The organism is Bacteroides sp. MSK.20.12, from assembly GCF_019052435.1.
Classification (GTDB): domain Bacteria; phylum Bacteroidota; class Bacteroidia; order Bacteroidales; family Bacteroidaceae; genus Bacteroides; species Bacteroides xylanisolvens.
In genome coordinates this window covers 13,224-29,048 of record NZ_JAHQVH010000049.1, presented here as the reverse complement: position 1 = coordinate 29,048, position 15,825 = coordinate 13,224, and the positions used below count along the sequence as shown (strand labels likewise).

General features: G+C 43.4%; 8 protein-coding genes. All 8 read right to left on the bottom strand.

The genetic code is table 11. From position 1 onward, the window contains the following. Nucleotides 1-123: 123 nt before the first annotated feature. The 8 genes from KTR06_RS20260 to KTR06_RS20225 all read right to left on the bottom strand — a co-directional run bounded on the left by KTR06_RS20260 (nucleotide 124) and on the right by KTR06_RS20225 (nucleotide 15,818). Complete coding sequence (locus tag KTR06_RS20260) at nucleotides 124-2,121, bottom strand: DUF5125 domain-containing protein (RefSeq protein WP_217290760.1); 1,998 nt, start codon at nucleotides 2,119-2,121, stop codon at nucleotides 124-126. 22 nt (nucleotides 2,122-2,143) lie between these two features. After that, nucleotides 2,144-3,634: a glycoside hydrolase family 30 beta sandwich domain-containing protein gene (locus tag KTR06_RS20255; protein WP_009040968.1), complete on the bottom strand. Its 1,491-nt coding sequence runs from the start codon at nucleotides 3,632-3,634 to the stop codon at nucleotides 2,144-2,146. Nucleotides 3,635-3,664: 30 nt separating this feature from the next. Then, complete coding sequence (locus KTR06_RS20250; protein ID WP_165861895.1) at nucleotides 3,665-5,200, bottom strand: RagB/SusD family nutrient uptake outer membrane protein; 1,536 nt, start codon at nucleotides 5,198-5,200, stop codon at nucleotides 3,665-3,667. Then, on the bottom strand, nucleotides 5,200-8,205 hold the full coding sequence (locus tag KTR06_RS20245; RefSeq protein ID WP_120067648.1) for a TonB-dependent receptor: 3,006 nt from the start codon (nucleotides 8,203-8,205) through the stop codon (nucleotides 5,200-5,202). Before KTR06_RS20245 ends, KTR06_RS20250 begins: the two co-directional genes overlap by 1 nt. Before the next feature lie 210 nt (nucleotides 8,206-8,415). Beyond that, nucleotides 8,416-10,059 (bottom strand): DUF6377 domain-containing protein, encoded by a 1,644-nt coding sequence (locus KTR06_RS20240; RefSeq protein ID WP_120067651.1) that lies wholly within the window; start codon nucleotides 10,057-10,059, stop codon nucleotides 8,416-8,418. Between the two features lie 123 nt (nucleotides 10,060-10,182). Then, entirely contained in the window at nucleotides 10,183-12,690 is a 2,508-nt protein-coding gene (locus KTR06_RS20235; RefSeq protein ID WP_217290759.1) for a family 20 glycosylhydrolase, read from the bottom strand. Between the two features lie 17 nt (nucleotides 12,691-12,707). After that, nucleotides 12,708-13,610 (bottom strand): glycerophosphodiester phosphodiesterase family protein, encoded by a 903-nt coding sequence (locus KTR06_RS20230; protein ID WP_008023870.1) that lies wholly within the window; start codon nucleotides 13,608-13,610, stop codon nucleotides 12,708-12,710. 57 nt (nucleotides 13,611-13,667) lie between these two features. Next, nucleotides 13,668-15,818 carry a fimbrillin family protein gene (locus tag KTR06_RS20225; RefSeq protein ID WP_032851618.1) on the bottom strand — a complete coding sequence of 717 codons (2,151 nt, stop codon included), beginning with the start codon at nucleotides 15,816-15,818 and terminating at the stop codon, nucleotides 13,668-13,670. Nucleotides 15,819-15,825 lie beyond the last annotated feature (7 nt).

The following is a 15,825-nucleotide window of genomic DNA, read 5'->3' as shown; positions in this document are numbered from 1 at the left end:
TAGTTGCGGACGGGTTTATTAATGTTTTTTACATTATTCCGACCAAAGATGAATCCTGAAAGGGTACAATTCATCATACCCTTTCAGGATAGTTTCAATAAAAATCCGGCATCAATCTTCAGATCAATTTATTTTCTCAACCTTCAGATCAGCATTTGCATTGCCATTCGTTACATCAATGGTAAATCGATAGACAGCTCCTTCTTCAAATGCTTTATTATCCTGCATTTCCAAATTTCCGGAATCTGCAAGTTTAAGCTGTTCCACTAAAATAGAGCTTGCATAATTGCCGAATTCTCCTCCCCAATCATTTTGATAGAAGAACTTAAAGCTAATCGCCTCCCAGTCACCACTAGTCTTCAACGTTTCCCCGGCTTTCAAGGTTAGCTGATACTTTTTAGGAGCAACTTGCGCCAGACAGAGCGCTTTACCTGGCTCCCAACCTACTTCGGAAGACGTAACAGAAGGCTTACCGATTCCTTTCCCGATAGCCCAGATTGCACCCGTTCCGTCATCTTGCAATTTGGCCGGTTTACCATCTTTCAAAGCCATTACAGAAAAATACTTCAAAACAGCATTAGCTGTCACCCGATAATCTCCGTTAATCGGCAGGAACTTCAATGCACCATCACTTTGTTTCTCAAAGAAGTCAGGATCGATCCACCATTCATTCAAATTATCAATGCCTGTAACAGTTATCATTTGTCCTTGTGTAAACGCCTGATCCGACTTATATATATCAGTATCTGTCACCTCCATCTTATCATTACCAAAGAAAATATCCGGTGCAGGTAAATCTACCTTCCCTACTTTCTCCACTGTCAACACAGCCTTGGTATTGCCTTTCGTCACATCAACTGTAAACCTGTAAATTCCTCCTCTTTCGAACTTCTGACCTTCTTCCAGTCCCAAGTTTCCGTCCGATGAGATTTTAACCAATTCACTCGTTGTAGAAATAGCATCACCCTTAAACTCGCCGTTGTCCCATTTATTGATATGGAAGAACTTAAAGTTAATATCATCCACTTTCATGGTAACGCCAGCTATAAATGTCAGTTGATACTTCTTCGCAGTAAGCTGTGGCATACACAGACCGTTTTCCGGAGTCCATCCGACTTCAGAAAGTACCACCGACGGTTTACCGATTCCTGTTCCAATAGCCCAGATAGCACCTGTTCCATCATCCTGCAACTTGGCTGCCTCACCATTCTTCAAAGCAATGACAGAGAAATACTTCATTTTACCATTGGCTGTTATTTGGTAACTTCCGTCAATCGGCAGGAATTTCAATGTTCCATCTCCCTGCTTTTCAAAATAATCCTGATCTATCCACCAATTATCATAATCAGGCACCCCTTCAAACGCTAGAATGTCATTTTTCTTCAAAGTCAACTTGATTGCATAGATATCATTCTCTACCAATTCCATATCTTCACCGTTCACCTTTAACTTGGCAAATGGTTCTGCCTCGTAAGTCAACGTATTAAACTTGATAGCATAATTTCCCGGTTCCGTATTAGAAAATGAGATAGCATTAGTAGAACCGGCTTCAATCGTTCCATTCTCCCAGCCGAAGGTCAATTCGTTCCCATTCTCTCCCACTTTCGGAGTCTTGATATACGCTTTCATCTTTTGCGAGAAGTCTCCTGTCACACTATACTTGTACATGGATTGACGTTCCATCCGGTACTCTTTTCCTTCCTCATCCACTAATGTCAGATAGGGGAAGTCCGGTCGTGCCAGAGCGAGTTCTTTCGTCATTTCTGTGGTAGTAAAATGAATGTTCTGAAGGATATATTTCAAAGTTGCCTTTCCATTAGGAATATTAGCATAATAAGGAACAAAGATTTTACCAGTATAGTCATTTCCGCTTGTCTTTGTACGGATGACCGTTTCAGACACTTGTTCTTCTCCATAAAAAAGCTGTGCTTTCAACGTAGAAAGAGGCACATCCACATCCGAGGCTTTAATCGTAAACGGAAGACTGTCACCAAAAAGAGCATCTGCATTCTCTGCTTTGATTTCCATACTCGGATTACCGGGCAAGAATTCGTCATCATTACAGGAATTCATGGATAACATTCCTGCCAAAGCCAATATAATATAACTGTTTTTTTTCATTGTCTTGATCGTTTTAAGGTTCTTATTCCGACTTTGCCCAACGATAGGAAGTCACAGATTTGCCCGGAACATCATAAGCAAAATGACGCTTACCATCACTTAAGGTTATCTTTTTAGTCTTTTCATTATTATTCATCAGTACAAAAGCGTATGTTCCATCCGGATTCTCGAAAGCAGAATACATGATATTGCTATCAGCATAGCCGGATGCACCGATACGTACCGCTCCCGGTTTCACCACACTTGAGAGATGGGCGATGATATAATAATGTGAGTTGCGGATAATTGTCTTATAGTCGCTATTACTGATATCCACCGCTCCGTAGCAAGTCTGGCAACCGCCTTCACGGTTAGGAGCACGGTCATTATCAAGCATCAGGTTCCACACTATAACTCCCCTACACCAGTTGTTGATCGTACCCAATGCTACTTCTTTCATATCTTCCAGCAATCGTTTCGACAAATCACGTCCGCTATTCCATGTTCCGATAGAAGTCTCCGTGAAAAGAAGTTCCTTTTCAGGATAGGCTTTATGTATATTTAAAAGCTCTTCGCGATTCCCGCCATAGTTGTGATAAGCTGCTCCGGCCAGGTATTGGGAAGCTGCTGCGTCTTCATACATCTTACCGGGGTAGTTCTTTTCTGTTGCAATATCACTATAATCATAGTTATGATCGTATGCATAAATTTTCGTAGCCAGTCCGGCTGCCTTGAATTTAGGTCCGAGTGCTGTTTTCACAAAGTCCCTCTGTTCTTCCCAACTCATATAAAGCGAAGCGGAATTACCACGGTTCAACGGTTCGTTCTGGGGAGTTACAGCATAAATATCAATGCCTTCGGCGTTGAATGCTTGTACCCATTTCACAAAATAAGTGGCATAGTCCTGATAATAGGCTGGATTCAGTTGACCGTTTGTCCATGAATCCAGCGGAGTAAGGTCTGTGAGACTCTTTACTTTCATCCATTTTGGACAAGTCCAAGGGGCGGCAATGACTTTAATAGAAGGATTGATGCTCAAAATCTCTTTCAGAATCGGAAGGATATAGTCTTTCTCTTCACTTTGCAAAGCAAAATGTTCAATACCTTTCGTATCACAGCAGGTATATTCGCTCAATGAAAAGTCGGAGCAGCCGATGGAGATACGGATATAGCTAAATCCGAAGCCTTTGTCGTCAGAGAATGTTTCCGTAAGGAAGGCGTGACGATCTTCCGGTTTCATTTGCAGAAGATTAAAACAAGTGGCGCCTGTGATAGCAGCTCCGAAGCCATCCATTGTCTGATATTGTTCAGTCGGATTCAATGTGATTGAAGTAGGTGCCAAATTATCTTTCGAGCTGAAATTAACGGCATCACGAGTCAAATCGCGAGTCAGGCTGCTAGTGGTCGCATAAATAGTCACATCTCCGGTCGGAACAGGTGTAACCGGTTTCTCCGCATCGTCACTGTTGCTGCATGCAGCTAATATGGTGAAGCATCCTAAAAAGGTCAATGCTATATTTCTCATGTCTATCATAATCTTAAGTTTTCTATGTTTTTAGTTGAATTAATAACCCGGATTCTGGTGAATCTTATCATTCGCGTCGATTACCGACTGCGGAATTGGCAAACGATAAGAGTTCTTATCAAAAGTGTAAATCTGCGCTTTGCGTCCTGAATCCTTAGCATACACTGCATTCATCACCTCTTCTACCTTGTCCAGACGGACCAGATCAAACCATCGTTGTCCCTCAAAAGCCAGTTCTAACCGACGTTCTTTAAGCAAAGCATTCAGCAGGACGTTTTTGTTTGAACGGACAGAGGTGGGAAGTGCTCCCAATTTGGCACGGTCGCGCACTTCATCTATTATATCGGCGGCTCCTTCCAAATCCGGCGTATCCTGCATAATCAGCGCTTCTGCTTTCAGCAACAGGACATCGGCATAACGGTACTTGATGATACTGCTGTTGGCAGAGCGGCATTTATACATGAACGGATAATTATCAGACGGATAATAGTTGCTCCAATTACAATCGTAATAGACTATTGATTCTTTGAAACGGACTTCATCCCCTTCCTGTTTGAAAGCACTAATCAGGTCACGTGACGGAGTCACCCATTTCGCCCACGTGAAATTGTTATTCCAATTCACGAGATCACGCCCGAACATCCATGTACACCAGTTACCTGCTCCGGATGTAAATTGTGCTTCAAGAATCGATTCTTTTGTATTACGCATCTTTGCATCTGTTCCCGCAGCATTCATTCCAAACAAATCACTGAAATCATCTACCAGATCAAAACCGTCTGCTTTCACCTCATCACAATATTGGATAACTTTCGTATAATCACGCAAAGGTTTCTCGGCATATATTTTAGCCAATAAGGTACGAGCTACAGATTTGGAAAACAACGTCTTATTCCCCGGCGTATTGTCCGGAGCATACAATACTGCATCCAACAAATCCTTTTCAATCTGCTGATAAGCTTCAAGTTCCGTATTTTGTTTGGGGAAATATTGTGGATATACCTCATCAATGTTTTCAGAAGTAATATCATCAGCCACCGTTGTAATCACAGGGAAATCACCCCACAGACGTACCATGTCAAACATTACCATGGCACGGAATATCTTCGCTTCTGCTTTGTATTGCGCCCGTTCGGCAGTAGTCAACGAATTATCTGTCACCAGGTCAATATTACAAATGAGTTTATTGGCACGGGCCACATCCTCCAAATAACGGTTCCAGTCACGTTCCAACACAGAATTGGAACCTTCAATCGAGTTATTCTCAAACGGGACAACTTCCGCTCCGGTAGTACCGGCATAAGCATTATCCGAATGGGAGTCTGCAATCAAAAGTAAATCCACATACCAATGTTCCTGACGGTCACGCATTTGATTATAAAGCGTTGTCAGATGACTTTCAACTGCAGCTTTATCCTTGAATACGATTTTTGTACCATCACTTGTCACTCCTTCCGTCACATCCGAATAAGTGTCTAATGGCTCATAATTCAGCGAGCAGGAAGAAAGTCCCAATAGCAAGCCGGAGGTTAATCCGTAAAATATAATTCTTAGTTTCATAATCTTTCCTTTCATTAGAATTCAACATTAATACCAAACACGTATGATCTGCAATGCGGGTAAGTACCCCAATCGATACCTTGTACCGTACCGCTGTTACCCCATTGGTTTACTTCCGGGTCCATTCCCGAATAGCTGGTCCATGTCAGCAGGTTAGTAGCCGTGAAGTAAGGTTGCAAACGGGTAATTCCCCATTTCTTCAACAGTTTACCTTTAACGTTGTAGGATAAGGAAACATCCTTCAATCTTAGATAACTGCCATCTTCTACAAAATAGGTAGAATTGAGCAATTTGAAATTAGCCTTAGGCACGTCTGTTATCTGTCCGGGTATTTTCCAACGATTCAGTACACGGGCCGACTGATTCTTACCATCATACATACCTTCCGTTTCAATACGTGAAGCATTATAAATATCGTTTCCATAAGAACCTTGGATAAAGATACTCAAATTAAAGCCTTTCCATGAAAAGGTATTAGTCATACCATAGGTGAAATCCGGATTCGGATCACCGATATAGGTACGGTCGGAAGATGATATTTTACCGTCATTGTTCAAATCACGATACATCAATTCACCGGTTTCAGGATCTACCCCATCACTTATATAACCGTAGAAACCTCCCAAAGCACGGCCCGGCTCATTACGTACCACATAGTCATTCACCACATCCGCAGTTTTAGCATCGTAATAAACTTTCTGTAATTCCAGTTTTGTCAATTTATTCCGGTTAAAAGAGATATTGAAGTCTGTATCCCATGTAAATGCTCCTCCACGAAGATTTTTCGAACTAATAGAAAGCTCAAAACCCTTATTTACCATTTCACCCTCGTTACGGGCAATAGACGTAGCAGCTGCGGCACCGGCAGGTAATGACACATTCATCAACATGTTTTTGGTCTTCTTATAATAATAGTCGGCATTAAACGTCAACCGTCCATTCAATATGGTCAGATCCAGACCTATATTGGTCTGTGTCGTGGTTTCCCATGTTAAATCAGATGTACGCAAGTTGGCCTGGCTAATGGTAGGAACAGCATTTGCATAATCAGTAGAATCACCTTCGCCGCCTTTCTTAAACCATTCGATACGACCGATATTGTAACGCTGCAAATATGCATAGTCACCAATACCCGACTGGTTACCGGTTTGTCCCCAGCCACCGCGCAATTTTAAATCGTCAATCCATGTCAGGTTCTCCATGAACTTCTCCGAAGAAATACGCCAGGCTGCAGAGAATGAAGGAAATACGCCCCAACGATGATCGGGATGCAATTTAGAAGAACCATCGGCACGAAGATTAGCCGTTACCAGGTATTTACTGTCGAAGTTATAAGCTACACGTCCGAAGAATGACATAATCCCCCATTGAGATGCACCCGTACCTGTATTATCCCAAGATATTTTATTGGCAGCATTCAATGTTTGAATCTGATCGCTACGATAGTGTGAACCGTTGATCCAGCTATTTGAATAGTCTGAATCCGTCCATGACGAACCGGCCATTACTTCCAAGCCATGTTTCTTGAAGTTTTTATTATAAGTCAATACATTATCAAATGTCAGCACTGTGTTCATATTCCGATTGTCCGAAGCCTCACCATACTGATTGCGGCCCCAAGCAGTAGAAATCGGATCAAGAAAAGTGGTATTAACGGCGTTGCGACGGTCAAGAGTAAGAGTAGACTTAAACTTCAGTTCCGGAAATGGAGTCAGCAATATATTACCCGATGCCAACAAGCGGTTTTCTTTGTCTTTGTTATTCTTCGCGCGGGCCATATTTTCTAATGGATTGGTGATATTACCCACTCCATAGAAGTTATTGTAATACTGATTAGGGTTCAAAGCATCCCACACCGGCGCATAAGTCGGTGTATTGATAACAGCCAGAATAACACCACCCCGATTCGAGCCTGTTCCCATTGCTCCGCCTCCATTGCTTGTATAATCTGAATAAGAGATATTAGCACTTACTGTCAGCCATTTACGAACCTGATTTTCCAGATTTACCCGGAAATTGTAACGCTTATAATAAGAGATGTCCAACACTCCTTGTTCTTTGAGGTAACCCGCAGAAAGGTAATATTTCATTTTCTCATTACCATTGGATACAGCTACCTGATAATTTTGAGTCTTTCCGGTCGTATACGTTTCATCAAACCAGTCGGTGCGATCGGGTAATCCGTCCGGCAAAGACACTAGTCCGATTTCATCCTGCAATTCTTTATATTGTGCTGCATTCAGGGATTCTACTTTATCAGCCACTTTGTTCAAACCGAACTGGGCTGTCAAAGAAACTTTGGCATTACCGGATGCACCGGCCTTCGTAGTAATTAGAATGACTCCGTTAGCGGCACGCGAACCGTAGATAGATGCCGATGAAGCATCTTTCAATATCTGCATACTCTCAATATCATTCGGAGAAAGGAATTTGATATTGTCTACAGGCACTCCATCTACTACATACAGCGGATCATTACTACCATTCATTGAAGTAGTACCACGAACACGGATAGACATTTCACCGCCCGGCGTACCGTTAGGCTGAATCACCGAGACACCAGCTGCCTTACCTTGAATGGCCTGCCCTGCCGAAACGATAGGCCGCATATCCAAATCCTTGGTAGATACGGAAGAGATAGCGGTAGTCACATCTTTCCGTTTCACCGAACCATAACCGATGACCACCACTTCATCAAGCACTTCATTATCTTCCTGAAGTGTGATCTTCATCTGGTGGGCTGCCTTTACCTCCTGCGACTTATAACCCACATAAGAGAATATCAAAATGGCGTTTTGCTTAACGTTTAATGTGAAGTTGCCATCTAAATCGGTAATTGCTCCGTTAGACGTACCTTTCTCTTGTACACTAACACCGATTAGCGGTTCTTTTTGAGCATCCAGGACCTGACCGGATGCAGTAATTTGCTGTGCGGATGCACTCAAAGATAAAAACATTGCCAAGATAGCAAAGAAAATCTTGCGACTCCCCGAAAGGATTTTTCGCCTGTTTTTTTTCATGCGTACTAAGTTTTAAAGTTAATAATAAGACGCTCGTCAGCAATGGGCTACTCTCATTACTTTCGAAGCACAGGTCAAAAGTATAAAGAAATTAAAGTGAGCTAACAAGAAGGGGGCAATAAGTGGATCATACAAAACGATAATCCACTTATTTTCACCCATTTACATTCAAAACGTATACCTAAAAAAGTGGTTGATTTACAGTCCGAATTAGCGAATTTTTCGCACTAAATCGTCAAAATCCTCTCTCGATCCACGGGCTTTATTCCTTACTTTCGCCCGATAATTATAAATTGTATTCACCGAATAACGAAGAAACTCCGCAATTTGTGAACTGTCTTCAATACCCAGACGTATCAAAGCAAAGATGCGCAGTTCAGTATTCAATAACTCGCCTTTCTTCGGTAAAATCTGTTCATTTTCCTGTAATAAGTCATTGAATTTTCCCACAAAGTTAGGGAAGAGATGCAAAAAGGCTGTATCAAAGTTTGCATACAATTCTTCCAGCTCTTCGTCAAGAGCATCTTGGGAACGCGTTATCTTTAATAATTCCGCAATTTGTCCGGCAGACACTTTCTTATTCACCATCCGCCGGTAAGCGTCTAAACGGTTGATATAAGTAGAACACAACTTGATGAAACGGGCAATATACTCTTCCTTGATCTGATTGGACTCCGAGAGTTCGATATTGGTAGAAGACAGGCAACTATTCATTTGCCTCAACTCCTCATTCAATCCGTTTAACTGCTTATTAGCTACCTGAAGATGATTTCTTGCATCTGCCAGCTTTTTCATCTGACGGTAGATATATCCCAAAGCTACAATCAACAACACCAACAGTGCAGTGATAAGCAGCAGGTTCTGTTGAAGACGGTCGTTCTGCTTTTCAATCATTGCCTGATAGGTTTTATCAATCAATGAAAGCACGTCAGCACTCTGCCAACTACGCAGACGGGCATTGTAGAACTTGGTCGCATTCCACGAAAAGCGCATATATTGGTACGCACGTTCCATATCACCATCTTCGTAAAGTAGCTGGGCAAGCATCCACAACGAAGCATGGTCCTTAATGGCAGAACGAATATCCGATATAGCAGAAAGACAAAGATTCCGTTTCTCTCCCAAACTATCATTACTGTACTTGTAAATCAAAGAACGATGGTAAGTAGCCATCGCATATTGGGGAGTATATGGTTCTATTTTCGTCAACCGGAGATCATTCACTTTCAGGGCTTCCTCATACTGGCGTTGATCGCGAAATGATGCTTCACGCATCAGCAGGTATTCTTCCGATTCCGGAGGCAATATAGCATATAATGAATCTCTATATGCCTGTGAAATACTCCAATAACGTCCCGAAAGGGTTTTATCCTGTGTATAAACGCCCAACTCGCCATACACATGGTCAAAGCAGGTGTAATAATCGGCTATTAAACGAGGAATGATTTTCCGACTGTCTACCGATTCCAGCACATCAAGAGACTCTTTATACATTCCAGTTGATGATAATAATAGCGAAAGCTGCAACTGACTTTCTATCTTCCGGTCCGTATCACGCAAGCGCTCTGCAATCCGGATATTTTCATTCAAATAGTGGATTGCAGAGTCGCAGATAAAGGCTTTATATTCTTTGTATATCTGACTGTTCAGATTATACTGTTCCGCGGAATTAGGTTCTATTCCGTGTGTCAGTTCTTTAAGGTGCTTGATACGTGATTCACGTTGAGCGACATAAGTCTCATGTTCTTGAATCGTCAAATCAAGCACATTCAACAGTGAGTCCAAGGTCTTATCGGCCCGGGTATATAGTGGAAAAGAGAGAAGTAGAAGAAACAACAAATACCTTTTTTTCATCGGAGTATTAAACTTTAATAGAAGATTACAAGACTAATAAAGACAAATGTAGAGAAAATCTTCGTATTTTAAAGAATAAAACGGCTAGAAATTAAAAGTACATCTATTCTACTATTCCACTAATTACTGCCAATAACAGCTGGTCACACTTTGCTTATCCCTATAAAACAACTTTGCTTTTACAACAGCAGCCTGACAGGCTACGGGAGTCTCCCATAGCTCCGACTCAACCGTCGGTTCAGTCCCATCCGTCGTATAGCGTATCTGTGCTCCTTCGATAGAAGTATTTGCATACAGAAGTCCGTCCCGGATGGTGAGTCCGGGATGAGGCAAACGGAAGTTTACCCCTATCCGGCTCCAATAAGGCATTTCCTTTACACTGATTTTTTCATAGAACAGTGCCAGATCCCGGTCAAAGGTTTGCTGCTCGGCTGCACCGGAAAGGGTTTCCCAATCCGGATGCGCATTCCAGCCACGCTCTACCAGTCCCATCACTTTAGGGAACATATAATATTCTACCCATTGAAATCCTCGAATTGTTTCGGCAAACAGTTGTGCCTGTACCCCTTTTATTTGTTTCCTGCCGGAGGCAGTCAATGTCGTTTTTCCTTTTCCTGCGGAACCAATTTCCACCGGATTGCCCGCCATATCCGTACGTGAAGAACGATAGACATCGAACGGAAGCATGGAGAATGCTTTGGATTCATCCACATATCCTCCCCAGAAATGTCCCGGTTCATCAGGATGAGCATCATAAGCCAAATCCAGATAGAAATTATTCACATTGCAGAGGATGACCGGATAACCGTTATTGGCTATCTGATAAGGTATTTCATCCTCTTTCCATTCCGGAACAGTCTTCCACGAATTGATACCGGCTGCCCGTTGAGATAAATAAGTATGAGTGTCTTTTTGATGCCCCAAAGCCACTTCCTGCCAGCCATTAAAAGACAAATGATGCTGTTGCAGGCAATCAGCTACCCGGGTGATGAAATATTCGGCCAGATCATGCGCCTTTTCCATGCCTTGCTCTTCCATTAACGCCCTACATAAAGGGGAACCCATCCATGCGCCCTTAGCCACTTCATCACCTCCCAAATGGATGGTAGCCAGCGGTGTACCGGCTTCCTTATACATAGCCACTATTTCCTGAATCACCTTTTCCATAAAACGATAAGTGGAGGGCAAGGCTACATTCATAACATTATCCGTATAGGCTTGTGCCGAAACATATCGGGAAGTATCCTGCAAGTCACTCAAAAGATATTCTTCCGCTTTCTCCGGATCGGTATCGATGTATTTCTTATAACGTACATTCATTGCCACAATCGCCGCACGTGCATGGCCGGGGGATTCTATTTCCGGGATGACCTGCACATGTCTTTCCGCCGCATATCGTAATAAATCAATGAATTCCTCCCGGGTATAATAACCATTTCCCGATGTTGCAGCATACGGATCATATCCGCCATCATAAGCCGGATACAACCAGTCCTTTTCATCGGTTGTATGTCCCCGCCGCGAACTGATTGCAGTCAACTCCTCCAATCCCGGAATTTCCAGCCGCCAGCCTTCATCATCCGAGAAATGGAACTGGAGCACATTCAGTTTGTAAGAAGAGAGCATATCAATCAGCTTCTTTAAGTTATCCACCGTTGTATAATTCCGGGCAATATCGAGCATCTGTCCCCGATATAATAAGTCCGGATAATCCTGTATAGACATTGCTTCCAACCGGAACGGGCTTTCCTGCCCTTTCAGCAATCCTAACAGGGTCTGTGTACCATTAAAAACTCCATGTGGAGTAGCGGCACTAATCCTTATTTGCTGACCGTCAATGCACAGTTCATAATATTCCTCATTGACTGCTTTTTTCCTGTCAGAAAGATAGTCCAAGACAATGGTTACCGAGGCTTCCGGCACAATTTCCAATCCATGCCATGCAGTGAGCTTCTCTTTCAACAGTTTTCCTTCATTGGCAAAATCCTCATGGAAAGTCAAAGCAAGTTGTTTCTCCAACACCGTTTCCCCTCCGGTAGCAAGCACCTTTTTTACGGAAGGTATGATATCCGTCATCCGGAACTCCGGAGTATCTGCATTTAGTAAACGAAGATTGGTTTCATACGTCTTCCGTGCAGCCGTCCTTTGCCATTCAGTAACAGGCAATGGAATGGCATGTAACGTCACAGGCAGCGGCTTACCTTTCGATGTCCCCGACTGACTTACCCAATAGCTCCCTTCGGGCGCATGTGAATTCTTCGGCACTTTCCCGTCACACTGGAATATCACTCTCAATGAATCTCCCGGAGCCAGTGAACTAAATCCTTCTCCCGGATATATTTTAAATAGAGTCGCATTTACTTCCTCTACCCTAACCGGCGACGAAGCATCCTGCCGGATCGAACGGGGAAACTGCGAATAATAAATCTCCCAGTCCTTTCCAATAGGAGCATCCGAAACATTCTTCAGTACAAAAGAATTCTCATAATATTTACCATTTCCATCGTAGCTTCCCATTTCCCAGGTTAAAGCAACCGGAGCTCTCGACTCATTCGCCGACTTACAACTGCCTGCAAGGAGCAGGATGAACAACCATCCCGCTGCCCATAAAGAAAACTTTATATCGTTCATAAATTTAGTCTTAGTGATTAGTCATGCCATCCTTTACTTCTCAAATAATCGAGCATAAAAGCCGGACTGTCTGTTTGGAGGATTCTTGCCCCCAACTTGTTTATCAGATACCCATAACTTGCGTCCGGATCTTTCCTAGCAGCCTCATCATCATGTCCTCCTGCCAGAGAAGCCCACAAAGTGTTATACCAAATCAGACTTTTCCCTGCCAGCCTGCGTTCCATCCGGGCAGGCACCGGACTTGCAACATTCCGGTAACACAACTCAAAAGCAACCGGATGCAACTGTTCCATATAGTCCTCGACCACCTTCATCGATTTCTCCTCATCAATCGTTACGACGGGCATATAGATTACCTTATCCAGATAAGAACCGAACTCCCGCTTCACCGTCTCCACGGGTTGGGCACCTTTCATTATCACTAAATCTGCAGTATCGGTTTTCTTCAATATCACATATACATCATCAAAAATGCTGTAAGCCTTATCCAGGTTAACCATTATCTGGCCTTTGGCAGCCAGCAAAGCTTCTTCCAAAGTAGGGACAGTATGTTCCGTCAGCCGGCCGTCTTTATCTTTCAACCGAAGTTGCTTTATTTCAGCCAATGTCTTATCTTTTACTTTTCCTGTACCATTGGTGGTGCGATCTACCGTATCATCATGCATCAGTACCAGCTGACCATCTTTCGTCTTACGGATATCAATCTCTACAATGTCCACTTTCATCCGAATAGCACTATCGATAGCCGCCAGGGAGTTTTCGGGGGCAATACTCCAATTTCCACGGTGCGCCACCACCAATACTTTGTCCAGGCACGGATTCAATACATCCTTGCGGATGGCCTCCGCCCGTTGTGCAGCCAGGAAACCTGGCTGCAAACAGAAAAGTAACAAAAGCACTATAAACCTGCTTTTCTTCATATCTATCATTATTTAATCTTTCTGCTCAATTTTGTTCAACTACCTATTGCCTCACTGCTACAACCCGGCATCATAAGCACCAGCCTGCATCTTGTTGACATTACGGGCAACTCCTCGTTGGTCTACTCCAAAGCCGTTTTCACCCACCCAATTGATAAATTGCTGTCCCACAGTTGCGTCGAAAGATTTCACCGCATCAATTACAGCCTGTTTCGTTGCAAATTCATCAATAGTACCGGTTACCGTCCATTGGTAAACACCATCGGTCAAAGTTGCGGCGGGAAGAGTTTGGGATGAATAGTCCGTGTCCGTAGAAACAGCTCCCCAACCTGCATCCGCAGCCTGATATACATTATATCCACCGGAAGTAATATTACCTGCATAAATCGTCCTGCTTCCGGCTCCTTTAGCAAACAATGAATTTACCACTGTAGAAGCCCTGCCCCCTGCACGGAACACACCGTTCGGATTACCTGAATTACCAACAATGGTAGTATTGGCAAGCATAAAATAGGCATCTCCATTGACTGTGATACTATTTCCTCCAGTAGCGGTGGTACCAAGTACGGTTACATTATTCATGCAGACATATCCGTTTCCGGCATGAATGGCAGTTCCCCAAGCGGTCGGTGCATAATTTTCATGCAACAAGCAGTTGTTCATAAACAGAAAGCTGTTTGCTGCGGTGGTAGTGATGGCTCCTCCCCGCCCTGTCGCCTTGTTATTCACCATCTCTACATCATTTAGCAAGACTCTTCCCTTTGATACTTTAACGGCTGCTCCACCATCTGTTCCACCATCACTTCCGCGATTGAAGTTCTTGATGACACAATTATTCAGTTGCAGGGTTGCATCACCTCCACCTGCCGCAACAAATACGGCACGGACACTTCCTGCATCGTTCAATCCATATTGTCCGTTGAAAGTACAACCGTCGAAAATAATATTTGTCTGATTGCCCAGCACTAATAAAGAGTTGGATGTCGCAAACGCTCCACTACCGGTATTTCTGACAAAAGCAGTCGTATATTTACTAATGTCACGCTTCGTCAAATCCGTTCCCGTACTTGAAGGATCATATCCGCCTTCAATCGTTATTTCCACTTGCTTGCTATAACCGCTATATTCTATCTTCACGCCGGAATTTTCTTTCGCCATCTCATAAGAGCCTGCAGCTACATAAATCTTCTTGCCATCCAGTTTGACTGCATTAGCGTTGGAGATGTCACTGTTACCATTCGTTTGTAACAAGTTGCGCAACGCATCCACTCCCATAGCATTGTCCCAATCCATACCGGTTGCGTTTCCGGCAGGCTGTTCTTTTACGTAATAAGCCGCAAGCTGCAATTCTTCTACATCTCCTCCCGACAAAGTACCGCTATCCCACGGAGAAACAATGGGTTCACTAATACTTATAATCGAGCCTTCCACTTTCAACGTGAATTCATAACACTTTGCGGGCTTCAATTCCGGAATACCGGGTAATACCAAATCTTCTCCCAAATAATTCAAAGAGACAAAGGTAGCGGTGGTTCCGGCTTTTCCGGGAGCTACGATGGCAGTATAAGTACAACCGTTCTGTCCTGCCTTACCACCTTTGGGAACTGTAATGAACGGTGATATCAAAGAAGTGCCCGATACCACTTCACCATTCGTGTATCCCTGATAAGAACCGATCTTTACTCCCTGCACCTTGCCTTGTCCGCCTACATCTGCAAGCGTCATAATCACTTTTGCCATTTTCCGGTTCATACCCAAACGAAGAATACGGGAACCATCATCTGTTGCATTCTCCACAGTACATGTCATATAGTCGGCTTTGGCCAGGTTTTCCAGACGTTGCTGGTTGGTGGGAAGTGTAAAGTTGGCCGTACTGGCTCCGCTCACCACCGGATAGAAAGCCGAGTAAGTCACCGGCTCCGCACCCCACCTTAAATAATAGTTATCCGTCGGTATCCATTTTCCTTCCGAGAGTACATAACTCAAATACCCATCCTCACAACTTAACTGAATCTCATCACCCTCATTAAATTGTTTCTGCTGATCTCCCGCCGCACCGGGATTACTGCGGGTAAAGGCAGTATTAATAGAGGCTTCAATCCGGATAGCACCGGAATCTTCACCGTACATAGCTATATTCTTATCTGTATCACAGGCCGCCATACTCGTCAGTAAATACGCAGCCAATATCAGTTTTGTAATCTTCATCGTTTAT

Bases quoted from the DNA above. Each gene is read 5' to 3' on its own strand.
- KTR06_RS20245 (WP_120067648.1), bottom strand. From the start codon at position 8,205: ATGAAAAAAAACAGGCGAAAAATCCTTTCGGGGAGTCGCAAGATTTTC.
- KTR06_RS20235 (WP_217290759.1), bottom strand. From the start codon at position 12,690: ATGAACGATATAAAGTTTTCTTTATGGGCAGCGGGATGGTTGTTCATC.
- KTR06_RS20255 (WP_009040968.1), bottom strand. From the start codon at position 3,634: ATGATAGACATGAGAAATATAGCATTGACCTTTTTAGGATGCTTCACC.
- KTR06_RS20225 (WP_032851618.1), bottom strand. From the start codon at position 15,818: ATGAAGATTACAAAACTGATATTGGCTGCGTATTTACTGACGAGTATG.
- KTR06_RS20260 (WP_217290760.1), bottom strand. From the start codon at position 2,121: ATGAAAAAAAACAGTTATATTATATTGGCTTTGGCAGGAATGTTATCC.
- KTR06_RS20240 (WP_120067651.1), bottom strand. From the start codon at position 10,059: ATGAAAAAAAGGTATTTGTTGTTTCTTCTACTTCTCTCTTTTCCACTA.
- KTR06_RS20250 (WP_165861895.1), bottom strand. From the start codon at position 5,200: ATGAAAGGAAAGATTATGAAACTAAGAATTATATTTTACGGATTAACC.
- KTR06_RS20230 (WP_008023870.1), bottom strand. From the start codon at position 13,610: ATGAAGAAAAGCAGGTTTATAGTGCTTTTGTTACTTTTCTGTTTGCAG.